Consider the following 23,882-nt stretch of genomic DNA (forward strand, 5'->3'; position numbering starts at 1 on the left):
AGAAGTGGTGAGGACTGCGGTCGATTCTACGCTGCATGGCATCATGGGGCATGACTGCCGCGGAAACCCTGTATCGCGTTCCTGTGCACCCCTGGCGCTGGTTGCCGTGGCTGCTGGTGTCGCAATTGCTGGTGGCGCTGCTGTGGTGGCAGTTGGGCCGTGCCTGGGGCGTGCCGTTGCTGCTGGCCAGCCATGCGTTGTTCGTGGTGCCGGTGTTCCTGCCCAACAGCCGCTTCTATGCGCCGGTGCTCAGCCGCGTGCCCGGTCCCGGGGTGTGGCTGACCATCGATGACGGCCCCTCCGATGACACCCTTGCGGTGCTGGACCTGCTCGACCGCCATGAGGCCAAGGCCACCTTCTTCATGGTCGGGCAGCAGGCGGCGGCACGACCGGAACTGGTGCACGAGATCGTCCGCCGCGGGCACGGGCTGGGCAATCACAGCCACAGCCATCCGCAGGCCCGTTTCTGGGCGCTGGGACCGGCGCGGATGGCGGCGGAGATCGGCACCTGCCAGCAGGCGCTGACGGCGATCACCGGCACCGTACCGCGCTGGTACCGCTCGGTGGTGGGCATGACCAATCCGTTTGTGGCGGTGGCACTCAAACGCCATCGGCTGACCCGGGTGGGCTGGAGCGCGCGCGGTTTCGACGGGGTGGGCTGCAGCCCGGAGGCGGTGATCGCGCGGATCACGCCGCATCTGGAACCGGGGGCGATCGTGCTGCTGCATGAAGGCGCCGCCCACGGCCATACCCTGACGATCATCGAAGGCGTGCTGCGGCAGCTGCAGGCCCGCGGGCTGCAGGCGCGGCTGCCACCGGGAACGGCGTAGACTCGCCTGCCGCTTCCCCCGGATCGCCATTCCATGCCTTTTTCCAGTCTCGGCCTGTCGCCCTATGTGCTGCCGGCGTTGCAACAGGGGTTGCAGCAGGCCGGCTACCACGAGCCGACCCCGGTCCAGCAGCAGGCGGTGCCGCTGTCGCTGCAGGGGCGCGATCTGGTGGTGCTGGCACCGACCGGCTCGGGCAAGACGGCCGCCTATGTGCTGTCGATCCTGCAGCAGTTCTTCATGGCGCCGGCGCGGCGGCCACGGGTACTGGAACAGCTGGTGCTGGTGCCGACCCGTGAACTGGCGCTGCAGGTGGCCGATGTATTCACCACGCTGGGCCGTGAGCTGGCGCGGCGGCCGCATGTGGTGTGCGCGGTGGGCGGGGTGTCGATCAACCCGCAGATGATGGCGCTGCGCGGTGGTGCCGATGTGGTGGTGGCCACGCCCGGTCGGCTGCTCGATCTGCTGGCGCACAATGCGCTGTCCCTGCGGCAGGTGCGGCGGCTGGTGCTGGATGAGGCCGATCGCCTGCTGGAGCTGGGCTTTGGCGACGAGCTGCGGCAGATTCTGGCCGAGCTGCCGGTGCAGCGGCAGACGCTGCTGTTTTCGGCCACCTTCCCGGCGGACATCGCCGCGCTGGCCGCGGCCGGGCTGCGTGATCCGCAGCATCTGCACATCGGCACGCAAGCACCGGTGGAGATCGAGCAGCGCGCGTTCCATGTCGACAGCGAGCGTCGCGTCGCGCTGTTGCTGGAGCTGCTGGAGGAGGCGCAATGGCCGCAGCTGATGGTGTTTGTCGGCAGCATCCGCGATGGCGAGCGTCTGGCCGTCGCCCTGCGCAAGGCCGACGTCCACGCACAGGTGCTGCACGGGCAACTGGCGCAGGGGCGCCGGGTGCGGCTGCTGCAGGACTTCAGGGACGGAGAGTTGCGGGTGCTGGTGGCGACCGACCTGGCCGCGCGCGGCATCGATATCGCGCGGCTGCCGGCCGTGGTCAATTACGACCTGCCTCGTTCGCCGGCCGATTACCTGCACCGCATCGGCCGCACCGGGCGTGCCGGGGAAAAGGGCCAGGCGGTGAGCTTCGTCGATGCGGCGTCGCTGGCGCACTGGCGCCTGATCGGCAAACGCCACCGGCTTGAGGTGGCGCTGGAGCAGCGGCCCGGTTTCGAGCCGCGGCAGGTGGCACCGCCTGCGGTGGCGGCTGATGGCAACGGCGGCATCAAGGGCCGCCGGCCGAGCAGGAAGGACCGGCTGCGTGCGGCTGCGGCCGCCGGTAAACCGGCCGACTGAGCCGGCGGTGGTGCGGGATCAGTCTTCGAAATCGCTTTCCGGGGCCACGGCCGGTGCCGCGACCGGGCGCGGGCTGCGCTTGACCGGCTTGCGCAGCACTTCGACGAAGAACTGGCTGTTGCCGGCAGCAACCAGCGCATCGATCGCGCGGAACAGCTGGTCATAGGTCACCGGCCCGGCGGAGGCTTCGTCCACGCCGAGCCTGCTGTCAAAGCCCCAGGCATCGGCGCCGTCGGGCAGCGCTTTGCCGCGCTCGCGCCTGGTGTACTTGCGGATGTCGTGCTTGCTGGCTTCCAGCAGGCGCTCGGGATGCTTGCCTTCGATATCGAGGCGGTAGGTCTTCTTCACGGAAATCTCGTCATGGCGCCGGCCCGTGAGGGCGGCTGGGGAATGGGGCGATTATCGGCGCAAATGGCCGCGTCGTGGCTTCAATCGCGCCGGGCGACCAGCAGCCAGTTGTTGAACGGGGTGTTGCCGTACAGCGGCGTGAGCTGCACCGCCAGGCCGCATTGCTGCAGCAGCGCACGCAGTGAGCCGACATCGGGGTAGTGGCGGGGACGGAACTGCATCCAGCCGATCAGGTTGGCGGCGCGGTCGCCGATGCGGGAGATGCGACTGCGACGGCTGTCATCGAGCAGGGTCATCCGCAGTACCAGCCGGCCATCGTCGGCCAGCATCGCCGCGGCGTTGCGCAGCAGCGCCTGCTGGGCGTCGGCGCACAGGTACTGCAGCACATCCAGGATCGCCACGCTGCCATGGTGGTGTGGAAGCGTGGTGGCCAGGTCGACCTGTTCGAAGGTGCTGGCGGGCAGCCCGGCGCGGCGGGCGACGGTGCTGGCGCGCTGGATCTTGGCGGCATCGTTGTCCACACCACGGTAGGGCATGCTCTGGCCATCACGGCGCAGCGCATGGGCCAGCAGGCCAAGGCCGCAGCCCATGTCCAGCAGCGGCGCCTGGCTGCCGCGTAGCGCATCGAGCACACCGGGATAGAGCGGATCGCTGCGCAGCTTGCCCAGCGTGTAATAGAAGTCCCAGCGGTTGCCCCAGGGCCGGGTGGGCGCGAAGGCACGGGCGATGGCGCGCGCATCCTCGGCCGACAGCGGCCGCTGGTCGGGGGGGGCCATCACGCGCCGGTTGGGGCCGGCAGCAGTCGCACCGCCACCGGCAGCGCCAGTTCCGCCCAGCGCCGGTACATCTGCGCGGACGGATGCAGGCCATCGTCCACCAGCATCGCCGGCAGGTCGCCGCCGATGCGGCTGGCCGTGGTGATGTCGACAAAGGCCACGCCGTAATCGCCGCAGCAGGCGTGGGCGGCGGCATTGAAGTCGTCTATTTCCTGCGCGATCTGCAGCCCGTCGCGCTGGTTGTCGCGGGCGTAGGGGGTGATGCCCCAGTCGGGAATGGACAGCACCAGCACCCGGGCGGGATTTTCCGCGGCCAGTGCGATCGCGCGCTGCAACAGCTGTTCGAACTGCTGGCGGTATTCGGCCAGTGGCCGGCCACGGTACTGGTTGTTGACACCGATCGACAGGCTGACCAGCGCGAACGGGCCCTGTGGCGCGGCCTCGTCCAGCGCCGCGGCCAACTCGTCGGTGGTCCAGCCGGTGGTGGCGATCACCTGCGGATCTTCCAGGCCGATCCCCTGCGCACGCATGGCCGCGGCCAGCTGGTATGGCCAGGTCCCCGGCGTCGGAACACCTTCACCGACGGTGTAGGAATCGCCCAGTGCCAGGTAGCGTCCGGAGTTGGGATACGGGGTCGGCTCCATCATGGATCAGGCCCGGCGCGACTGCAGCGGCACCACCTTGGTCACCGCTTCGGCACGACGGGCCAGCAGCCGGTCGATGCGCGCGAACACATCGCGCATCACGCCGGGTTCGGGCAGCAGGGTCACGCGGAAGTGGTTGCGATAGGGCACGTTGAAGCTGGAACCGGGGACCACCAGCACGCCTTCCTCTTCCATCAGCTGCAGTGCGAAGTGATGGTCGTCGAAGCCCTGCGCGGCCGGGCCGACCACGGCCGGGAACGCATACAGCGCGCCGGCCGGGGCGACCAGCTGCAGGTGCTCGCTGGCATCGCAGGCTTCGATCACCGCGCGGCGGGTCTCGTACAGGCGGCCACCGGGCGAGCACAGCGCGGAAATCGTATCCGGGCCATTGACCGCCGCTTCGATGGCGTACTGGCCCGGTACGTTGGCGCACAGGCGCAGGCCGCTGAGCAGGTCCAGCGCGGCGCGGAATTCGCCCAGCCGTTCGCCGGCACCGGACAGCAGCATCCAGCCCACGCGCCAGCCGCAGGCGCGGTGCACCTTGCTCAGGCCGCTGAAGGTCAGGCACGGGTGGTCGCCGGCCAGCGGCGCGACCGGCTGGAACTGCGCGCCGTCGTACAGGATCTGGTCGTAGATCTCGTCCACCAGCAGCAGCAGGTTGTGCCGGCGGGCGACGGCGACGATCTTTTCCAGCAGTTCGCGCGGATAGCTGGCGCCGGCCGGATTGTTCGGGTTGATCAGCACGATGGCGCGGGTGCGCGAAGACACCAGCGCCTCCATCTCCACCGGGTCGGGCAGGAAGCCGTTCTCCGGCCTGCAGCGGTAATACACCGGGCGGCCGTCGTTGAGGATGGTGGCCGCCGACCACAGCGGGTAGTCCGGCGACGGCACCAGTACTTCCTCACCGGGATTGAGCAGCGCCCGCAGCGACAGGTCGATCAGCTCGGACACACCATTGCCGAGGAACACACGCTCGGCCACCGCATCGGGGGCTCCACGGCGGGCATAGGCGGCGGCGATCGCCTCGCGCGCGACCGGCAGGCCCTGCTGGTGGGTGTAGGGATCGGTGCGACCCATGTCATCGGCGATGGCACGCTGCAGGTGCTCCGGCGCACGGAAGCCGAAAGCGCCGGGATTGCCGATATTGAGCTTGATCAGCGTGCGCCCCTGCGCTTCCAGCTCCCGGGCTCGCCGGGCCAGCTCACCACGGATTTCGTAGCGGACTTCGGACAGGCGTTCACGGATGGCGAGCGAGGGGGCGGGGGTTGACATTTCTCTGAGCCGTCAAGGGCATGAAGCCGCATGGTAACGGAATTGGTGCGATGCGGGGCAACGGTTCCATTCCCAACAAATCGGTGCTGTCGCAGGCCGGCAGGGACGGCAGCAGGCCGGTCGCCGGCCACGCGGTGGTGGGAATCCAGGGGGGCTTTGCGGCGGATTGATGCTGCGCCGGGGCGGTGGCCGGGCGGGCCCCGCTAGAATTGGCAGATGACAGATTCCATCGACTTCGCCCACCTTCGCGCCATCGGCTGGCCCTGGCCCGGCGCCGCCGAAGCGCCGGCCTGGCAGGCGCTGTTTGCCGCGCATCCGCAGGCACGGCCGGGGAGGGTGATCGAACAGCACCGCTCGGGCTATGTGGTCGCCGATGCGCCGGAGACCGCGATCAAGACCGAATCACCGCCGGAATGGCAGCGCCCGCGCTTCCCCAGCCATGAGCGCGCGGCGGTGGGCGACTGGGTGCTGCTGGAAGGCAAGCGCATCGTCGCGCTGTTGCCGCGGCGCACTTCGATCAAGCGCGGCGCGGCCGGCGAGCATTACCACCAGCAGGTGATCGGCGCCAATATCGATACGGTGTTCATCGTCTGCGGGCTGGATGCGGACTTCAATCCGCGCCGTATCGAGCGCTACCTGCTGCTGGTCGGCGGTGGCGGAGCCGAGCCGGTGGTGGTGCTGACCAAGGCCGACCAGACCGAATACAGCGACGATGCGCTGGAGGTGCTGCAGGATCTGGCCGCGCAGCAGATCCCGCTGCTGGCGATCAACGGCAAGGACCCGGCCAGCGTCGCTGCGTTGGCGCCGTGGCTGGGGCCGGGACGCACGGTGGTGCTGGTCGGTTCCTCCGGTGCCGGCAAGTCCACCCTGACCAACACGCTGCTGGGCGAGGAGCGGATGAAAACCGGTGCGGTGCGCGGCAGCGATTCGCGCGGTCGCCACACCACCACCCACCGCGCACTGATGCCGCTGCCCAGCGGCGCCTGCCTGATCGACACCCCCGGCATGCGCGAGCTCAAGCCGACCGGCGAGGAAACCCTGGCCGAAGGCGGCTTTGCCGACATCGAAGCGCTGACCCTGCAGTGCAAGTTCAGTGATTGCTCGCACCAGACCGAGCCCGGCTGCGCGGTGCAGGCGGCGATCGAACGCGGCGACATCGACGAAACCCGGCTGGAGAGTTACCTCAAGCTGCGTGAGGAAGTGGCCTTGGCGGCAGCCAAGCTGGCCAAGCGTCAGGCCGAGCAGGCCAGCGAACGCAAGACCGCCGGGCGTGGCGCGCAGTGGCGGCCGGTCAACAGGAACAAGCGGCGTTGAGATACTTCCCTCTTGGCAGGCGGCGAAGTGAACGCTGTCCGCATTCAATCTGTGCCATCCGGGGGATTGAGTGGTGCCGCCCCAACCCGTTGGAGATGGCATGGACAAGGCGATGAACTATTCCGACCCGGCCATCGCCCACCACGCCGCGCTCGATGCGCGGATGGTTGCGGCGGTGCGCGGCATCCGTCTGTTGACCCTCACCAGTTGGCCGGCGTCGATGCGGGCACCGTTTCTGGAGAGCGTGGCACGCGGCAATCCGCAGCTGCCGCAGGTGACCTACCCCAAGCATGATTTCAGCGCCGCACGGCGTGAGCTGGACGCCATCGACCGTGCGCTTGATGACACCCATCCGCTCGGCGCCTACCTGCGCGATTCGTTGCGCAGCTGGGATCTGGCGGCGGGTCTGCTGGAGGCGCTGGGTACGGTGGCGGTGGATCACTACTCCGCGCAGCTGTTCGGCGTGCCCGGGCAGCCGATGCCCGGCAATGGCCCGAGCACCCGCGAGGCGGCGCGGCATTTCATCCAGATCGCCCAGGAGCTGGACCACGAGTTGTTGGCGCCGGAGGAAACCGTACCGGTGTCGGCCACCGCGCTGCAGCTGCAACTGCAGTCCGATCTGGATGATTTCTTCGATGCACGCATCATCAGCGTGGAGTTGGACGACGGACTGATCGCCAAGGCGGCCGCCGGCGCCACCCGTATCCGCCTGCGCAGCAGTGCCAGCTTCAGTGCCTATGACCGTGCGCAGCTGTTCCACCACGAGGCGCTGGTGCATTCGCTGACCGCGCTCAACGGCCGCGCACAGACGGTGCTGCCGAGCCTGGCGCTGTCCTCGCCGCGCATCACCGCCACCCAGGAAGGGCTGGCGACGTTTGCCGAGCAGATTACCGGCAGCATCGACATCCAGCGGCTCAAGCGCATCAGCCTGCGCATCGAGGCGGTCGCGATGGCACGCGAGGGGGCCGACTTCCTCCAGGTGTTCGATTACTTCCGCCAGGCCGGGCAGATACCGGAAGAAAGCTTTTCCTCGGCCCAGCGGGTGTTCCGTGGCGTGCCGAGCGGTGGCGGTGCGGCGTTCACCAAGGACACGGTGTACCTGCGCGGACTGGTGTCGGTGCACACCTTTTTCCGGCAGATGCTGCGCGATGAGAAGCTGCGCTACTGCCGCTGGCTGTTCGCCGGCAAGATGACACTGGGCGATGCGCAGGCGCTGGCGCCGCTGTTCGAGGCCGGGGTGCTGGCCGCGCCGCGCTGGTTGCCGCACTGGATCCAGCGCGCCAACGGCCTGGCCGGGGCACTGGCCTTTTCCCTGTTCGCCAATCGCATCCGCATGGACCGCATCGACCCGGTGCAGTGATCTTCCGGCAGCGGGTCTTGCCGGGCCGCGTCCGTGCCGGATCGCCGGTCGAAAACCGCACCGTACCATGTACGCGGCACTCCGGCACCCCGGCCGGAAGCGGTGGCGTGGCCGGTCAGCCGGTGGCGTTCAGACGGAGCCGCCCTGCAGTCCGTCCAGGCTGCGCTGGAACTGGCGGATGAACTCGCTGGCGGCCTTGGATGGCGGGCGGTCTTCCAGGTACACGCATTCGATGCGGAAGCCGATCTCCGGTTCCAGCGGGCGTGCCAGCAGGCTGCCGCCGGCGTGGGCGCAGGCGCTGAATTCGTCCAGTACGCTCATGCCCGCACCGCAGCGGGTGAGCGCGGCGGCCAGCGCATAGGTCTGGCTGGAGACCACTTCGCGCAGGCGGATGCCCTGGTGTTCCACCGCATGGGTGAACAGGTCGCCGATCGGCCCGCTGCTGGCCAGCCCGACCATGTCGTGATCCTGCAGCCAGCGCAACGGAATCCGTGCCGGCGGCGTGGGCCACTGGGTGATGTCGAACAGCAGCATCAACTGTCCGCGGCCGAGCAGGCGACGGTGCATGCGCGGATGCAGTGGCGGGTTGTAGGCGATGGCGATGTCGCATTCGCGTTCGTACAGCGCCTGGAACAGGTCGCCGTGGTGCAGTGTCTTCACCTCGAAGGTGACATCCGGATGCTGGCGGCGGTAGGCGGTGAGCGCTGCCGGCAGCACATGCTGGCCGAGCGAAGGCACCACCGCCAGACGGATATGGCCGCCGCCGATGTCACGGATATTGCGCACCGCCTTCTGCAGTGACAGCAGGCGGTCGTTGATATCCTTGACCTCGACGAACAGCGCGTGCGCCTCGTCGGTGGCCACCAGCCGTCCGCGCACCAGCTTGAACAGGTCGAACCCCAGCTGCTGCTGGGTGTGGTGCAGCACCTTGCTGACCGAGGGCTGGGAGACGTGCAGGGCGCGGGCCGCGGCACTGATCGAGCCGGTGGTGTAGACCGCATGGAAGACTTCAATCTGGCGCAGGCGCATCGCCCGATCCTAGTGGATACCGGGGAGGCTGACGACTGCCGGCGGTTGCGGTGTCAGCGCGCCATCGCCTGCGCGACGGCACGCTCGCCGCTGCCCATCGCCAGGGTCCAGCCGAGCATGCCGTGGCCGAGGTTGCCGACCAGTCCTTCGGCCATGCGCTGGATGACCGGCGAGGACCACGGCGTGACCGGGCGCAGGCCGGCCCAGTGATTGGAGGTGCGCGTGTAGTCGGCGGCTTCCGGCAGCGAGTCGCGTGCCATCGCGATCAGCTGCGCCATGCGCTGCGGATCCGGGCGCGGGTCCCAGTGGTTGAGGTCGGCCAGACCGGCCACGCGGATGCGGTCGCCGAGGCGGCAGAACACCAGCTTGCGTGCGGTATCGGTGATGCTGGCGGTCGGTGCACGCACGCCGCACGGTGCGGTGAACGAGTAGCCCTTGATCGCCATCAGCGGCACCCGGATGCCGAGTGGGCGCAGCAGCGCGGCCCCCTCGATGCCTGTGCATACCACCACCCGGCGCGCCTTTATCGTCGCGCCGGCACGTGGCCGCAGGCACCAGTGGTCGTCCTGCCGCGACAGCTGTTCGAGTTCGAAACCGAAGCGGGTCTGCACGCCGTACTGCTGCTGCAGCACCTGCAGCAGGCCGGTGCCGAACAGGAACGGATCGCCGGCTTCTTCCTGGGGCGAGTGCACTGCCCCGGCGAGGCCGGACATGCCTGCCAGTGCCGGCTCCATGGCGATCGCCTGGGCGGCATCGAGCAGGTGCTGTTCGACACCGAACGGTTGTTTCAGGGCGATCATCGCGCGTGCGCCCTGCAATGCAGCGGCGTCCTGGTAGGCATGCAGCTTGCCCGACACCGCGTGGTCGAAGGCGATGGGATGGTGCTGCAGCAGGGCATGCAGCGCGATGCGTGATTCCAGCGCCAGTTCCAGCGTCGCCAGGGTATTGGCCTGCAGCCGGGCGCGGTTGGCTTGGCGCAGGAAGGCCAGGCCCCAGCGCCAGAAATCCGGATCGGCCGACCAGCGCGTACGGAACGGGCCGTTGCGACCGAACAGCATGGCCGGCAACTGGCTCCAGGTGGAAGGCCCGGCCATCGCATCGGTGTAGGCGTAGCTCAGCTGCGCACCGTTGGCGAAGGAAGTGCCCAGCACCGGGCCGTCGGCGCGCTCGAGCAGCAGCACCGACAGGCCGCGACGGGCGGCGGCATAGGCGGTGGCGAGACCGACGACACCGGCGCCGAGGACGAGGAGATCGGCGCTGGCGGGTTCGCCGTGGAGTTCAACGGAGGACATCGGTTATCCGGATAGCGGGGGCAGGTGTCGCTCACCCGGCAGGTGGCGCGGCAACGGGAATCCTCGCCGCTGTCGCGCGCGCTGTCCATGTCGTTCCGCGGCGCAGGCGGGCGCTGTCTAAGGCGTGGAACGGAAGCGTTGCGGCTGCAGGGCGGGCCATCACAAGGCAGCCGCGGGCGTGCTCGAAACCGCGGTGCGGCGCGGTGCTATCGCGGAAACGCCGCAGATGTCGGGCTGCTGGTTCGCCATTGCCCGCTCGCCGCGCCGGGCCGGATTTTTCCTTGTGGGCGATGTGTGGCCCCCATCCCCCGGCTATACCGTGTGCAAGCAAAGATGGGGGTGGTCTGAAACGGAGCCGTGGCTACGGCGGTGCCGGTGTCTTCTGCGGGAATGCGCAGGTCGCCCAAACGACAGGGCCGCCATGCGGCGGCCCGGTGCGCTTGCGGCGGGCGCCGGCCTACTTTGGCCAGAAATTGAGGAAGCCGGTGATGATCAGTGCGTTGACGAAGTCGATGAAGAACGCGCCCACCAGCGGGGCCACGAGGAAGGCGCGCGGAGCGATGCCGTAACGCTGCACCAGCTTGCGCATCACCGCCATCGCATTGGCCGTGGTGCCGAGCATGAAGCCGATGAAGCCGCCGCCCATCACCGCGGCATCGTAGTCGCGCCCCATCAGGTAGTAGATCGGCACCGCGAACAAGGCCACCACGGCGACCTGGATCACCAGGTTCACCATCAGGGGCACGCCCAGCCCGGCCAGCTCCCACAGTTTCAGGTCCATCAGCGCCATGGCCAGGAACAGCGCCAGGCAGATGTTGCCGATCAGTTCGGTGGTCGGTACCGACAGCTTGATCCAGCCGGTGTAGTCGTCGATGTTGCGGATCACCGCGCCGACCAGCATGGCGCCGATGTAGGCCGGCAGGGTCAGGCCCAGGCGGGTGATGCTCTGGCTGACCCACGCCCCCACCCACATCGCCACCAGCAGCACGACGATGCTCTTGAGCGCGTCGAATTCGCGCATCGCCTCATTGGGAAAACGCAGCGTGATCGTTTCGTCCACGTCCTCCGCGCCGCTGGCGCTGCGGCTGCTGGGCGGGACGACCTTGAGGCGGCGCATCAGTACGGTGATGGCCGGGCCGCCGACCACGCCGCCGCAGATGATGCCGGCCATGGCCGCGGTGATGGCCAGGGTTTCTGCCCCCTGCAGGCCGGCCTTCTCGAACAATGGCGCGAACGCCATGCCGGTGGCGGGGCCGCCGGTCAGTGTGGCCGAGCCGGCCAGCACGCCGAACATCGGATGCAGGTCGAACATCCAGGCCACGCCGATGCCGATCAGGTTCTGCAATACCGCGAACAGTGCGGCGATCAGCAGGAAGATCATCACCTGGCGGCCACTGATGCGCAGCAGGCGGACGCTGGCATTGATGCCCAGGGTGGTGAAGAAGGCGATCATCAGCGGCACCTTCAGGCTGCTGTCCAGCTCGAACAGCACGGTGTCCTGGCTGTGCGCCCACCACACCAGCAACGCGACCACCAGCCCGCCGACTACCGGCTCGGGCAGGTTGTAGCGGCGCAGCACCGGGATCATCCGGCACAGCGCATAACCGGCAAGCAGGGTCAGGCCACTGAAAGCGACCGTCTGTACGGCATCAAGTTGGATCATCGAGTCGTTACCTCACACCTGCACGGCAGGAATTTGCTGCGGAATCCGGAAGCGGACCGCCCCATCGGAGCCGGTCCGCTTTTAGCACATTATCGTCATCTGCCCGTGGCCCGTGGCCCGGGGCCCGGGGAAAGGGTCGGGAGGCTGGCGGTCCGCTCCGCGAACCCATGGACGCTGCTACAGGGTTCGATGCGCCACAGCGCAAATTCCGCTATGCGCGGAGTGAAGGCGGGCGGATAACCACGTTGCCAGCCGGGCTGGCATGGCCGCTGCAGGTGTGGGAAACAGGCGCTGCGGCGGATTCCAGCCGCAGGCGACGGGCAACAAGGCCGGTCTTGGACAATGCAGGATCACGTCCTGTGCCGGACGATGGCGGAACCGGCCGCGCTGACCGGCACCGCCATGCGGCTCAGCGCTGTGGGCGCTTGTAGGCCACGCAGTCCACTTCCACCTTGCAGTCCACCACCATGCGGCTCTCCACGCAGGCGCGTGCCGGCGGGTGTTCGCCGAAGTAATGCTTGAATACGCCGTTGAAGGCGTAGAAGTCACGCGCGTCATCCAGCCACACGCCGCAGCGCACCACATGCTCGGGGCCGTAGCCGGCCTCGGCCAGGATCTCCAGCACGTTGCCGATGACCACGTGCGACTGCTCGGTGACGGTGCCGGCGACCAGCTCGCCGTTGCGCATTGGCACCTGGCCGGACACGAACAGCCAGCCGTCGGCCTCCACCGCGCGCGAGAACGGCATGTGCTGCTTGCCTTGGCCGACGCCGCCTTCGGCGCCATATCGTTTGATGTCACTCATGGGGTGTTCCTCAGGAAGCGATGTTGCGGAAAACGGGAATCAGGCCGCCGGTGTGGCCTCGGGAGCGAGGAAGCGGCCGGCACGGGTGGCGACGGCGCGGCCGTCATAGGCCAGCCGGCCATTGACCCAGACCGCATCGATGCCTGCGGCCGCGCGCACCGGGTCATGGAAGCTGGCGGTGTCGTGGACGCGGGCCGGATCGAACAGCACCAGATCGGCCCACCAGCCCTCGCGGACATGGCCGCGCATGCCCATGTTGAAGCGCGAGGCCGGCAGCCCGGTCATCTTGTGCACGGCGGTATGCAGCGGGAACAGCTGTTCGTCGCGCGCATAGTGGCCGAGCACGCGCGGGAAGGTGCCCCACAGCCGTGGATGCGGGCGCGGATCGCGCGGCAGGCCGTCGGAGCCGATCATCGTCAGCGGATGGCTGAGGATGCGGCGCACGTCGGCCTCGTCCATGCAGAAGTAGACCGCGCCGGCCGGCTGCAGGCGGATGGCGGCCTCCATCAGCGACAGGTTCCAGCCGGCGGCGATGTCGGCCAGCAGGCGTCCGCCCTGGTCGGGCTCGGATTCGGACCAGGTGATCAGGATGTCGTAGGCGTCGGTGACCTGTTTCAGGTCCAGGGTCGAGGCGCTGGCGGCGTACGGATAGCAGTCGCAGGCCACGTCCTGCCCGGCGGCGGCGCTTTGCAGATGTGCCAGCACCTCCTTGCTGCGGCCCCAGTTGTCCACGCCCGCGCACTTGAGATGGGACACGCGGACCGTGGCCTGCGGCGCCCGCGCGGCGTGGAAGGCCTCATCCATCGCCGTGAGGATACCGGCGAATTCGTCGCGCAGATGGGTGGCGTACAGGCCGCCGGCCGGCAGCTCGCCGGCCAGCGCATCCACTTCGGTGGACGGCGCGCTGAAGGCCGAGGCATAGGCTAGGCCACTGCTCAGCCCCAGCGCACCGGCGGCCAGGCTGTCGCGCAGTTGCGTACGCATGGCGTCGATCTCGGCAGCGGTGGCGGCGCGATCGAGCCGGTCCATGTGGTTCTGGCGCAGTGCGGTATGGCCGATCAGGGCGGCCACGTTGACCGCCGGTGTGGCCGCTTCCACCGCCTGGCGGTAGCTGGCGAAATCCGGATAACGGAAATCGGCGCTGTCGCCCAGCAGGTTCATCGGATCGGGAACCTCGCCACGCACGGTGACCGGGCTGGCGCTGATCCCGCAGTTGCCGACCACCACCGTGGTCACGCCCTGCGACAGCTTGCTGGTCATGTCCGGGTTGCGGATCACTTCTAGGTCATCGTGGGTGTGCACGTCGATGAAGCCCGGTGCCAGCGCACGGCCACCGGCATCGACGATCTCGGCCGCTGGCCCGTCGAGCTGGCCGATGGCGGCGATGCGTCCGGCGGTGACGGCGACATCGGCGTGGAAGCCGGGCCGGTCGGCGCCATCGAACACGGTGGCGTTGCGGATGAGAAGGTCGTACATGGATCAGTCGCCCAGCGGCAGGCGCGAATCACCGCCGCGGTAGCGGTCCAGCGCCAGCTTGATGCGGCGCAGGTGCTCATGGTTGTCGCTGGCGTTGTTGAGGGCGACGGTGGTGGCCAGCACGTCGATCGCCAGCATCATGGCGTAGCGCGATGCGGAAGGTTTGAACACGAAATCCGTTTCCTCGATGCTGATCGGCAGCAGCCATTCACTGCGTTCGGCCAGTGCGGTGCCGGCGCGGGTGATGGCGCCCACGCGTGCACCATAGGTGCGGGCGATGTCGATCGCCGAGACGATTTCCGGGGTGATGCCGCTGACCGACAGCGCCATGACCAGGTCCTGCGGGCCGAGCGTGGCGGCGATCATCTTCATCGTCACCGCATCGCTGCAGGCGGAGATCGGCAGGCCGAAGCGCATCAGCCGGTTCTGCATCTCCTGCGAGAAAACGGTCGAGCAGCCGCCGATGCCGAACACGTGGATGCGCCGCGCCTGGCACAGCACATCGGCCAGCTCCTGCACCACGCTTTCCTTCAGGTTGGACAGGTTGTGGCGCAGGCTGGCCTGGATGTCGTCGCAGATCTGCGCGTACAACGCCGAGACCGGCGGTGCGTTCTGCTGTTCAAGAAAGCGCTTGCCGACTGCGCCGGCCGAGGCCAGGCGCGCGCGCAGTTCGCGCACGTGTTCGCAACCGAGTGTCTTGGCGAAGCGCGAGATCGCCGCGGCGCTGACTTCGGCACGATCGGCCAGTTCGGTGACGCCGTACTGGGCCGCCGCGTCCACGTCGGCGAGGATGGCGTGGGCGATGCGGGCTTCGACCGGGCTGAATTCATGCAGCCGCTGGCGCAGTTCGTAGACGATATCGAACATGGGTGTAGTCATCGGTTCAGAGCACCGCGGCAAGAGCCATCACCAGCAGCAGCGCGGTGACGGAGATGAGGGTTTCAAGCACGGTCCAGGTCTTGAAGGTCTGGGCCACGCTCATGTTGAAATATTCCTTGACCAGCCAGAAGCCGCCGTCATTGACGTGTGACAGCACCACCGAACCGGCGCCGGTGGCCAGCACCAGCAGTTCCGGATGCGGATAGCCCAGCGCGGCGGCGATCGGCGCGACGATGCCCGAGGCGGTGGTCATCGCTACCGTGGCTGAGCCGGTGGCCACCCGCATCAGCGCGGCCATGGTCCAGCCCATCAGCAGCGGTGACAACTCGAAACGCTGCGACAGGCCGATGATCTCCGTGGCCACGCCGGTATGCACGAGGATGCCGTTGAGGCCGCCACCGGCACCGACCAGCAGGGTGATCGCAGCCGTCGGTGCGAGGCAGTCCTGCGAGAATTTCAGGATCTGCTCGCGGCTGAATCCCCGCATCAGACCGAGGGTGACGAAGCTCATCAAGGTGGCGATCAGCAGCGCCACCACCGAATGGCCGATGAAGCGCAGCCCGTGGTTCAGCGCGGAGCCGGGTGCGGCGATCTGGTCGGCCCAGCCCCCCAGCAGCATCAGCACCACCGGCACCAGCAGCGTGGCCAGGGTGATGCCGAAGCCGGGCAGCTGCTCGTCGGGAATCCGCCCGTGGCCTTCATCCAGCAGTGCCGCTTCCATCGGGTTGTGTGCGGGCAGTTGCACCCGTGGCGCGACGAATTTGGCGAATACCGGCCCGGCCAGTGCGGCCGTGGGCAGGCCGACCAGCAGCGCGTACAGCACGGTGCGGCCGACATCGGCCTCGTAGGCCTGTACCGCCAGCATCGCCGCCGGATGCGGCGGCACCAGTCCGTGCACCACCGACAGCCCGGCCACCATCGGCAGGCCGACCAGCAGCAGCGGCACGCCGGTGCGGCGGGCGACGTTGAGCACGATCGGGATCAACAGCACGAAGCCGACCTCGAAGAAGATCGGCAGACCCACGCAGAAGGCGATCAGCATCATCGCCCAGTGCACGTTCTTCGGCCCGAAGCGGGCGATCAGCGTGCGCGCGATGCGCTCGGCGCCGCCGGATTCGGCCATCATCTTGCCGAGCATGGTGCCCAGCGCGACGATCAGCGCGATATGTCCCAGCGTCTTGCCCACGCCCTGTTCGTAGGCGGGCAGGATTTCCGGCGCCGGCATCCCGGCCAGCAGCGCCAGCCCGACCGAAACCACGGTGACGCTGATGAACGGGTTGAGCCGATAGCGCGCGATCAGCACGATCAGGGCCAGGATCGACAATACGGCGTAGATCAACAACAGGTTTCCATTGCTCATGCGGACAGGCTCGTCACCGGGTCAGAACTGCGTGGAAATGGCGTCCACGACCTCGTGGTTGTCATCGACCACCAGCAGGTGGCGCCACTTGTCGAAGGTCAGGCACGGGTGGGAGATGTCGAAGCTGAGCATGTCGCCCACACGCAGGTCATCGCCGGCGTCCAGCGCGAGAAAGGCGTGCTGGTCCATCATCGCGGTGATCTGCCAGTTGCCCGACGCGCTGGCCGGTGCGGCATCGCCCGGCCGGTAATGCAGCGCCGGCACCGGGAAGCCGGCATCGAAGGCGGCATCGCGCTTGCCCAGGGCGATGATCGCCTTGTCCGGCTCCGGACGGGATTGCACATAGGCCCACAGCTGCAGCGCCGGCTGCAGGCTGCCGCCCATCTCGCGCGCCACCGGGTTGCTGGCGTGGATGCGGGTAGCGGCCTGACGGTAGGCGCCGACATCGTGGGTGAGATAGCAGCCGGGCCGCAGCACCACCTCGGCGGCGCCGCTGGCGGCCAGTGCGGAGAACTCCTCGGCGACCACGTCGAACCAGGCCGAGCCGGCACCGGAGATCAACGCCGGCACCCGGCTCACCGCGCCGTGTACCTGCAGCTGGTGCAGCTGCGTGACCGTGCGTTGCAGCAGGGCACGGACACCGGCTTCGTCGGCCACCACGCCCTCATAGACTTCCACGCCGGCCAGCTGCACGCCGGGCCAGCGGGCGATTTCCGCCACCACCGCCTGTGCCTGCGCGTCATCGCGCACGCCGGTGCGGCCCCCGCTGGCACCGATTTCCAGTAGCACCTGCAGAGGACGTGGCTGCGCCTGGAAAGACCGGCCCAGCGCGGCGACGTTGTCGGCCGAATCCACCAGGCAGAAGAACTCGACGCCCGCATCGCCCAGCAGTTCGGCGATCACCGCCATGTTGGCCTTGCCGACCAGCTGGTTGGCCATCAGGATGCGGCGTGCGCCGGCCTGCCAGGCCTCGCGCGCCTGTGCGGCGGTGGCGACGGTGATACCCCAGGCGCCGGCTTCCAGTTGCAGCCGGAACAGCTCCGGGCTCATCGTGGTTTTGCCGTGGGGCGCCAGCTGCACGCCATAGGCGGCAGTGAAGCGGCGCATCCATTCCAGGTTGTGCAACAGGGCGCTGCGGCGCAGGACGGCGGCGGGCAGGCTGACCTCTTCACGCAGGATCGACCAGCCCTGCTTGCCGGCATCGGCAATGCCCAGGGTGCTGCTGCCGGCACCCGTGCCCTTGCCGCGCAACAGCACCGGATCGTGCTGAAATAATTTTTTATCCAATGCGGGATGCCCTGCTCAGTGGTTCCTGCCAGGAATTGGCAAGCAGCCTATGTAGCAGATATTGCAACCTATGAAAAATATTTTCGTAAATTGCTGCAGGGCACCATGGCGTGCGTCAGCGAGCTGCCATGGTTCTGTCACTGCGGGAAGCGCTCAATGTCGGCGCGAGTCGCTAGAATCGACCGTTCAGTCACAGCAAGTCCCGTCGATGTCCAAAGAAGATTTCAAGCAGGCCGCCCTCGATTACCACCGCCTGTCGCCGCCCGGCAAGATCAAGGTGGTGGCGACCAAGCCGATGTTGACCCAGCGCGACCTGTCGCTGGCGTACTCGCCCGGCGTGGCGCATGCCTGCGAGGCGATCGTGGCCGATCCGGCGGCGGCCAGCGAGCTGACCGCGCGCGGCAACCTGGTGGCGGTGATCAGTAACGGCACCGCGGTGCTGGGACTGGGCAACATCGGCCCGCTGGCGGGCAAGCCGGTGATGGAAGGCAAGGGCGTGCTGTTCCAGAAATTCGCCGGCATCGACGTGTTCGACATCGAGGTCGACGAGAACGATCCGGACAAGCTGATCGACATCATCGCCTCGCTGGAGCCGACCTTCGGCGGCATCAATCTGGAAGACATCAAGGCGCCGGAGTGCTTCGTCATCGAGCGCACGCTGCGCGAGCGGATGAACATCCCGGTGTTCCATGACGACCAGCACGGCACCGCGATCATCGTCGGTGCGGCGGTGCTCAACGCCATGGTGATCACCGGCAAGAAGATCGAGGAGGTCAAGGTCGCCACCACCGGCATGGGCGCGGCGGGTATCTCCTGCGTCAACATGCTGGTGCAGCTGGGAGTGAAGCCGGAGAACGTGCTGGCGTTCGACCGTGACGGCGTGATCCACAGTGGCCGTACTGACCTGGATCCGGAAAAGGCCCGCTACGCCCGCGATACCGACAAGCGCACGCTGGCCGAGATCGTGGAGGGCGCGGACATCTTCCTGGGCCTGTCGGCCGGCGGCATCCTGACCCGTGAGATGGTTGCGACGATGGCGCGCGATCCGGTGATCTTCGCGCTGGCCAACCCGTACCCGGAAATCCTGCCGGAAGACGCCAAGGCGGTGCGCCCGGACGCGATCCTCGGCACCGGCCGCTCGGATTATCCGAACCAGGTCAACAACGCGCTGTGCTTCCCGTACCTGTTCCGCGGCGCGCTGGATGTGGGTGCCACCGGCATCAACGAGGAGATGAAGGTCGCCTGCGTGCGTGCGATCGCCGCGCTGGCGCGCAAGGAGGCCTCGGATCTGGGCGCGGCCTATGGCGGCGAAGCGCCGAGCTTCGGCCGCGACTACCTGATTCCGCGTCCGTTCGACCGCCGCCTGCTGGTGGAGCTGTCCTCGGCGGTGGCGCAGGCGGCGATGGATTCGGGCGTGGCCACGCGGCCGATCGCCGACATGGCCGCCTACCGCGAGAAGCTGGCGCAGTTCGTCTACCGCACCAGCCTGTTCATGAAGCCGGTGTACGACCAGGCGCGTGCCGACAAGCAGCGCGTGGTCTATGCCGAAGGTGAAGAGGAAGTGGTGCTGCGCGCGGTGCAGAACGTGATCGACGAGAGCGTCGCGTTCCCGATCCTGATCGGCCGTCCGGACGTGATCCAGACACGCATCGAGCGGCTCGGGTTGCGCATGCAGGCCGGCGTGGACTTCGAGATCACCAACATCAACGATGATCCGCGCTTCAACGACTACTGGCAGTACTACCACGACATGACCGGCCGCAAGGGCGTCACCGTGGCGGCGGCCAAGAACCTGATGCGCTCGCGGCCGACGCTGATCGCGGCGGTGATGGTGGCACGCGGGGAAGCCGATGCGATGCTGTCCGGGCTGGTCGGGCGCTTCCACAAGAAGCTGGGCTACGTGCGCAGCGTGATTCCGCTGGAGCCGCGGGTCAGCTCGACCTCGGCGATGACCGGGGTGATCAACTCGCAGGGCGTGTTCTTCTTCGTCGATACCCACGTGCAGGAAGACCCGAGCGTGGAGCAGATCGTTGAATCGACGCTGCAGGCGGCCTACCGCATGAAGCTGTTCGGGATCGAGCCGAAGGTGGCGCTGCTGTCGCACTCCAACTTCGGCAGCCACGATTCCAAGGATGCGCTGAAGATGCGCCAGGTGCGCGAACAGCTGCTCAAGCGCAACCCGCGCCTGAACGTGGACGGCGAGATGCAGGGCGACACCGCGTGGGACGAGGCGCTGCGCGAGAAACTGCTGCCCAACAGCACGCTCAAGGGCCGTGCCAACCTGTTCGTGCTGCCGAATCTGGAAGCGGCCAACATCGCCTACAACCTGGTGCGGGTGTTCACCGACGGCGTGGCGATCGGCCCGATCCTGATGGGCATCTCCAAGCCGGTACATATCCTCACCAGCAGCGCCAGCGCCCGCCGGGTGCTGAACATGACCGCCATCGCCGCAGTCGACTCGCAGATCCGCAAGCAGCGCGACGGCGAGCGCGGCAACGGCTGACCCGCGGTTGCCAGAACGCACGGAAGGGCCGGGCATGCACCGGCCCTTCCGCATTCTGCCGGCCCGGCCCGGACAAAGGCCGGCACTGCTAGAATTGGCCGCCTCGCAACCTGTTCCGTGCCTAGCCATGAGCCATACCGCCACTGCGCCCGCCAACGCCGAAAAGCGTTACACCGTGCATCGCGCCGATCTGCCGCTGAGCTGCCCGACGCCGGAGATGGCGCTGTGGAACTCGCATCCGCGCGTGTATCTGCCGATCGAAAGTGAGCCCAACGGCGAGGCCGCGTGCCCGTACTGCGGCTCGGTGTTCGTGCTGGCGGACTGAGCGCGTCGATGCGCCGCCTGACCGTGGTGCAGCTGCTGCCGGCACTGCAGTCCGGTGGTGTTGAGCGTTCGACCCTGGAGGTCGCCACGGCGCTGGTGGCCAAGGGTCACCGCGCCATCGTGGTGTCCGCCGGTGGCCGGCTGGTGCCGGCCTTGCTGGACAGCGGCGCCGAGCACCTGACCCTGGATATTGGCCGCAAGTCGCTGCTGACCCTGCGCCATGTGGCCAGCCTGCGGCGGCTGTTTGCCGAAACCGGAACGGACATCGTGCATGCGCGCTCACGGCTGCCGGCGTGGCTGGGCTGGCATGCGCTGCGCGGCTTGCCGGCCGGTCAGCGCCCGCGCTGGCTGACGACCATGCACGGGCTCAATTCGCCCGGTCGCTACAGTGCGATCATGGCCAGTGGCGAACGCGTGATCTGCGTCTCGCAGACGGTGCGCGACTACCTGCTGGCGCATTATCCGAAGACCGATCCGGTCCGCCTGCGGGTGATACCGCGGGGCGTGGACATCGCCCAGTTTCCGCATGTGGCGCGCACCGACCGTCGTCCGCGGCTGGCGCTGGCGACACAACATCCTGTGCTTGGCGGCGATGGCCCGTTGCTGCTGTTGCCCGGACGCGGCACCCGGCTCAAGGGCCATGCGCATGCGTTGCGGCTGCTGGCAGCGCTGCGTGCGGACGGCATCGCGGCGCGGTTGTGGATGCCCGGCGCGCGCGAGTCCGGCCGCGAGGCCTATGTGCGTGAGCTGGAGCAGCTGGCGCAGGAGCTGGACGTGGCCGATGCACTGGCGATCAGCGAGCCGACCGCACGTATCGCCCAGGCTTATGCGGCCAGTGATCTGGTGCTGCAGTTGTCCGACAAGCCGGAGGCGTTCGGGCGCACGGTGCTGGAGGCACTGTCGGTGGGTCGCCCGGTACTGGGCTGGGATCATGGCGGTGTCGGCGAGCTGCTGGCGCAACTGCAACCTTCCGGCGCGGTGGCGACGGGCGATGCGGCGCTGTTGGCGCAGCGTGCCGCACAACTGCTGCAGTCCCCGCCGGTGCTGCCGGCACGGATTCCCTTCACGCTGCAGGCGATGCAGCGCGCCACGCTGGATGTCTATGCCGAACTTGCCCGTTGACCCGGAACCCGTAACGCAGCTGCCCGGACGCTGGGCCCCGGTCTGGATACTTGCCTTTGTCGCGCTGTGGCCGGCCCCCGGGATTGCCGAGGCGGTGCTGGCACTGGCGGCGCTGTTGGCGGGCGTGCGCCTGCTGCAGCTGCGCTTTGGCGGCAGCGGCACCGTGCTGCCGGGCGCGTCGGCGTGGAAGCTGACCGGCCTGCTGTTTTTGGCCTACTGGCTGCCGCAGCTGCTGTCCGCGTTCGATGCGGCCGATCCGGGCAAGGCCTGGCGCAAGGTTGCCGCTGGACTGCGCTACCTGCCCTTCATGTGGCTGGCGGCGATAGCGGTGGCGACCGCCGCGCGGCGGCGGCTGACCTTCAACGGGCTGGCGCTGATCGTGGCGCTGTGGACGCTGGATGCGCTGGTACAGGCACTGTCCGGTACCAGCCCGCTGTTCTGGTTGATGGACCAGCTCAAGTGGCTGGGCAGCGGTCGCGGGCTGTGTACTGCCGAAGAGGTCGCCGCGGCGGACCGGCTGTCCGGCCTGTTCGGCCCGTGCAACCTGAAGTTCGGCCAGGTGCTGGCGAGCATGGCGCCGTTCGCGCTGTTTGCCGCTGGCGGGCGCTGGGGGCGTGCCGGCTGGCTGCTGGCGACGGTGCTGATCGGGGTGGTGCTGGTACTGGCCGGTTCGCGTGCCTCGTGGATCACCTACGCGCTGGTGGTGCTGTTTTCCGGCTGGCGGCTGCTGGGGTGGAAGTGGATGGCGGCATTGCTGGTTGCCGGCGTGCTGGCCATTGCCGCGCTGGCGGTAGGCTCATCGCAGGTGCGCGAGCGTATCGCCCGTACCACGCTGGCCTTCAGTGGCGACAGCGCAGGCGTGGATGCGGCGCTGTCCGGTCGTGGCCAGATCTGGGGCGCGGCGCTGTGCATGGCCCGGGAGTATCCGATCAACGGCGTGGGCGCACGCGGCTTCCGTGATGCGTGGCCGGACTGCAACCCGGCGCCGGAACAGGCCGCCGCGTGGGGCCACGAGCCGGCGCTGCATGCCCACCAGATCGTGCTGGAGATACTCGCCGAAACCGGCGTGCTGGGGTTGCTGCTGTGGCTGGCCGGGGCCGTGCTGGCCTGGCAGGCGTGGCGCCGGGCCGGCGTGCCGGCGCGCGAGCGGGCACGGCCGGCAATGCTGGCGCTGGCGGTGACGGTGTTCCCGCTGAACACCCACCTGGCGTTCTATTCCACGTTCTGGGGCGGGTTGACCCTGTTGCTGGCTGCGCTGTATGCCGGTGCGTTGCTGGCCGAGGAGCCGGTCGGCGCCGGCTGAGTCCGACGCCCCGCCGCTCAGTTGTAGAACTGGCTGCGGCCTTCCGGCTGGCGCTTGAAGCGGCGGTGGATCCACAGGTACTGGTCCGGGGCTTCCCGCACCATCTGCTCGATCGCGGCATTGACCCGGGCGGTATCGGCAACCGCGTCATCGGTGGGAAAATCCGCCAGCGGCGGCGCGATCTTCAAGACATAGTGGCCGCCCACACGGCGGTGGAAGAACGGCACCACCGCACAGCCGGTCATGCGTGCGAACTGGTGGGTGGCGGTGATGGTGGAGGCGGGCATGCCGAAGAACGGCACGAACACCGAGTCCTTGCCGCGCATGTCCTGATCGGGCGCATACCAGAGGAAGCCACCTTTCTTCAGGTGGCGCACGGTGGCGCGGATGTCCTCGTTGGCGAACATCGCGCAGGCGTACTTCAGGCGCCCGCTCTTCACCGCCCATTCCATCACCGGATTGCGGTAGCGGCGGTACATGCCGGCCAGCGGCACGTGGTCGCACAGCAGACGGCCGCACATCTCCAGTGTCATGAAGTGGCCGGACACCAGCAGCACACCGCGGCCTTCGGCCTGCAGGGCGCGCAGGTGCTCGAGGCCTTCGATCTCCACCTGCGGGCGGATCACCCCGATCTTTCCCCACCACGCGCGGGCGAATTCGAACACGCCCACGCCGAGTGCATCGAAACTGTCGCGCAGCAGCCGTTGCCGCCAGGCCGCATCCTGCTCGGGGAAGCACAGTTCCAGGTTCACCTCCGCCGCACGCCGGCGGCTGCCGGCCAGATGCAGCGCCAGCCAGCCGATGCCGCGGCCAAGCGCACGCTGCAACGCCCACGGCAGGCGTGCGCCGAGCAGGGCGATACCCAGCCAGAGGAAGGTGGGCCAATGCCGGGGTGTCCACAGCGAGGGGCGGGTGGCGGTGGTGGGGGAATCGGACATGTGCTGATTCTAATAAGGAATGCAGTCGGCGGCGCCGGCAACGGCAAGATGGATGATGGCCGGAAGC

The 23,882-nt window shown here is 68.3% G+C and carries 21 protein-coding genes; 8 read left to right on the forward strand and 13 right to left on the reverse strand.

What is annotated here, in order from left to right; all coding sequences use genetic code 11:
• The first annotated feature begins 50 nt into the window (after positions 1 to 50).
• On the forward strand, positions 51 to 830 hold the full coding sequence (locus ACSBPQ_RS01985) for a polysaccharide deacetylase family protein (protein ID WP_442683419.1): 780 nt from the start codon (positions 51 to 53) through the stop codon (positions 828 to 830).
• A 33-nt stretch (positions 831 to 863) separates the two neighbouring features.
• On the forward strand, positions 864 to 2,120 hold the full coding sequence (locus tag ACSBPQ_RS01990; protein WP_442683420.1) for a DEAD/DEAH box helicase: 1,257 nt from the start codon (positions 864 to 866) through the stop codon (positions 2,118 to 2,120).
• Positions 2,121 to 2,138: 18 nt separating this feature from the next.
• Here the strand turns inward: ACSBPQ_RS01990 and ACSBPQ_RS01995 are convergent, their stop codons facing one another.
• From ACSBPQ_RS01995 to ACSBPQ_RS02010, 4 genes are all read right to left on the reverse strand, one after another.
• Positions 2,139 to 2,468, reverse strand: coding sequence for a DUF6172 family protein (locus tag ACSBPQ_RS01995; protein ID WP_442683421.1), 330 nt, complete (start codon positions 2,466 to 2,468; stop codon positions 2,139 to 2,141).
• A gap of 80 nt (positions 2,469 to 2,548) precedes the next feature.
• Positions 2,549 to 3,220, reverse strand: coding sequence for a class I SAM-dependent methyltransferase (locus ACSBPQ_RS02000; protein ID WP_442684484.1), 672 nt, complete (start codon positions 3,218 to 3,220; stop codon positions 2,549 to 2,551).
• 23 nt (positions 3,221 to 3,243) lie between these two features.
• Positions 3,244 to 3,888: an SGNH/GDSL hydrolase family protein gene (locus tag ACSBPQ_RS02005; RefSeq protein WP_442684485.1), complete on the reverse strand. Its 645-nt coding sequence runs from the start codon at positions 3,886 to 3,888 to the stop codon at positions 3,244 to 3,246.
• 6 nt (positions 3,889 to 3,894) lie between these two features.
• On the reverse strand, positions 3,895 to 5,160 hold the full coding sequence (locus tag ACSBPQ_RS02010) for an aminotransferase class I/II-fold pyridoxal phosphate-dependent enzyme (protein WP_442683422.1): 1,266 nt from the start codon (positions 5,158 to 5,160) through the stop codon (positions 3,895 to 3,897).
• A gap of 216 nt (positions 5,161 to 5,376) precedes the next feature.
• Between ACSBPQ_RS02010 and rsgA the strand changes: the two genes are divergently transcribed.
• Together rsgA and ACSBPQ_RS02020 are read left to right on the forward strand one after the other, a co-directional pair.
• Positions 5,377 to 6,474 carry a ribosome small subunit-dependent GTPase A gene (gene rsgA / locus ACSBPQ_RS02015; protein ID WP_442683423.1) on the forward strand — a complete coding sequence of 366 codons (1,098 nt, stop codon included), beginning with the start codon at positions 5,377 to 5,379 and terminating at the stop codon, positions 6,472 to 6,474.
• Between the two features lie 100 nt (positions 6,475 to 6,574).
• Entirely contained in the window at positions 6,575 to 7,834 is a 1,260-nt protein-coding gene (locus ACSBPQ_RS02020; RefSeq protein ID WP_442683424.1) for a flavohemoglobin expression-modulating QEGLA motif protein, read from the forward strand.
• 129 nt (positions 7,835 to 7,963) lie between these two features.
• Here ACSBPQ_RS02020 and ACSBPQ_RS02025 read toward each other — a convergent pair whose 3' ends face one another.
• The 8 genes from ACSBPQ_RS02025 to ACSBPQ_RS02060 form a co-directional block, all read right to left on the reverse strand.
• A complete protein-coding gene (locus ACSBPQ_RS02025) occupies positions 7,964 to 8,863 on the reverse strand; it encodes a LysR family transcriptional regulator (RefSeq protein WP_442683425.1) in 900 nt (299 codons plus the stop codon).
• A 53-nt stretch (positions 8,864 to 8,916) separates the two neighbouring features.
• On the reverse strand, positions 8,917 to 10,155 hold the full coding sequence (locus tag ACSBPQ_RS02030) for an FAD-dependent oxidoreductase (protein WP_442683426.1): 1,239 nt from the start codon (positions 10,153 to 10,155) through the stop codon (positions 8,917 to 8,919).
• A 457-nt stretch (positions 10,156 to 10,612) separates the two neighbouring features.
• Positions 10,613 to 11,818, reverse strand: a complete 1,206-nt coding sequence (gltS, locus tag ACSBPQ_RS02035) for a sodium/glutamate symporter (protein WP_442683427.1) — start codon at positions 11,816 to 11,818, stop codon at positions 10,613 to 10,615.
• A gap of 409 nt (positions 11,819 to 12,227) precedes the next feature.
• The gene (locus tag ACSBPQ_RS02040) at positions 12,228 to 12,623 is read right to left on the reverse strand and encodes a RidA family protein (RefSeq protein ID WP_442683428.1); all 396 of its coding nucleotides are present in this window, start codon (positions 12,621 to 12,623) and stop codon (positions 12,228 to 12,230) included.
• A 39-nt stretch (positions 12,624 to 12,662) separates the two neighbouring features.
• Positions 12,663 to 14,099, reverse strand: a complete 1,437-nt coding sequence (locus ACSBPQ_RS02045) for an N-acyl-D-amino-acid deacylase family protein (RefSeq protein WP_442683429.1) — start codon at positions 14,097 to 14,099, stop codon at positions 12,663 to 12,665.
• 3 nt (positions 14,100 to 14,102) lie between these two features.
• Positions 14,103 to 14,978, reverse strand: coding sequence for a MurR/RpiR family transcriptional regulator (locus ACSBPQ_RS02050; RefSeq protein ID WP_442683430.1), 876 nt, complete (start codon positions 14,976 to 14,978; stop codon positions 14,103 to 14,105).
• A 4-nt stretch (positions 14,979 to 14,982) separates the two neighbouring features.
• Positions 14,983 to 16,338, reverse strand: a complete 1,356-nt coding sequence (locus ACSBPQ_RS02055; protein WP_442683431.1) for a GntT/GntP/DsdX family permease — start codon at positions 16,336 to 16,338, stop codon at positions 14,983 to 14,985.
• Between the two features lie 21 nt (positions 16,339 to 16,359).
• Positions 16,360 to 17,625: an amino acid deaminase gene (locus ACSBPQ_RS02060; protein ID WP_442683432.1), complete on the reverse strand. Its 1,266-nt coding sequence runs from the start codon at positions 17,623 to 17,625 to the stop codon at positions 16,360 to 16,362.
• A 208-nt stretch (positions 17,626 to 17,833) separates the two neighbouring features.
• Between ACSBPQ_RS02060 and ACSBPQ_RS02065 the strand changes: the two genes are divergently transcribed.
• From ACSBPQ_RS02065 to ACSBPQ_RS02080, 4 genes are all read left to right on the forward strand, one after another.
• On the forward strand, positions 17,834 to 20,128 hold the full coding sequence (locus ACSBPQ_RS02065) for an NADP-dependent malic enzyme (protein ID WP_442683433.1): 2,295 nt from the start codon (positions 17,834 to 17,836) through the stop codon (positions 20,126 to 20,128).
• A gap of 127 nt (positions 20,129 to 20,255) precedes the next feature.
• Positions 20,256 to 20,453, forward strand: coding sequence for a zinc-finger domain-containing protein (locus ACSBPQ_RS02070; protein WP_442683434.1), 198 nt, complete (start codon positions 20,256 to 20,258; stop codon positions 20,451 to 20,453).
• An 8-nt stretch (positions 20,454 to 20,461) separates the two neighbouring features.
• Positions 20,462 to 21,574 carry a glycosyltransferase gene (locus tag ACSBPQ_RS02075; protein WP_442683435.1) on the forward strand — a complete coding sequence of 371 codons (1,113 nt, stop codon included), beginning with the start codon at positions 20,462 to 20,464 and terminating at the stop codon, positions 21,572 to 21,574.
• Positions 21,549 to 22,877, forward strand: a complete 1,329-nt coding sequence (locus ACSBPQ_RS02080) for an O-antigen ligase family protein (RefSeq protein ID WP_442683436.1) — start codon at positions 21,549 to 21,551, stop codon at positions 22,875 to 22,877. Before ACSBPQ_RS02075 ends, ACSBPQ_RS02080 begins: the two co-directional genes overlap by 26 nt.
• A gap of 17 nt (positions 22,878 to 22,894) precedes the next feature.
• Here the strand turns inward: ACSBPQ_RS02080 and ACSBPQ_RS02085 are convergent, their stop codons facing one another.
• Entirely contained in the window at positions 22,895 to 23,815 is a 921-nt protein-coding gene (locus ACSBPQ_RS02085) for an LpxL/LpxP family Kdo(2)-lipid IV(A) lauroyl/palmitoleoyl acyltransferase (RefSeq protein WP_442683437.1), read from the reverse strand.
• Positions 23,816 to 23,882: the final 67 nt, after the last annotated feature.

Origin of the sequence: Stenotrophomonas sp. JC08 (genome assembly GCF_052180205.1) — a bacterium.
Lineage (GTDB): Bacteria > Pseudomonadota > Gammaproteobacteria > Xanthomonadales > Xanthomonadaceae > Stenotrophomonas.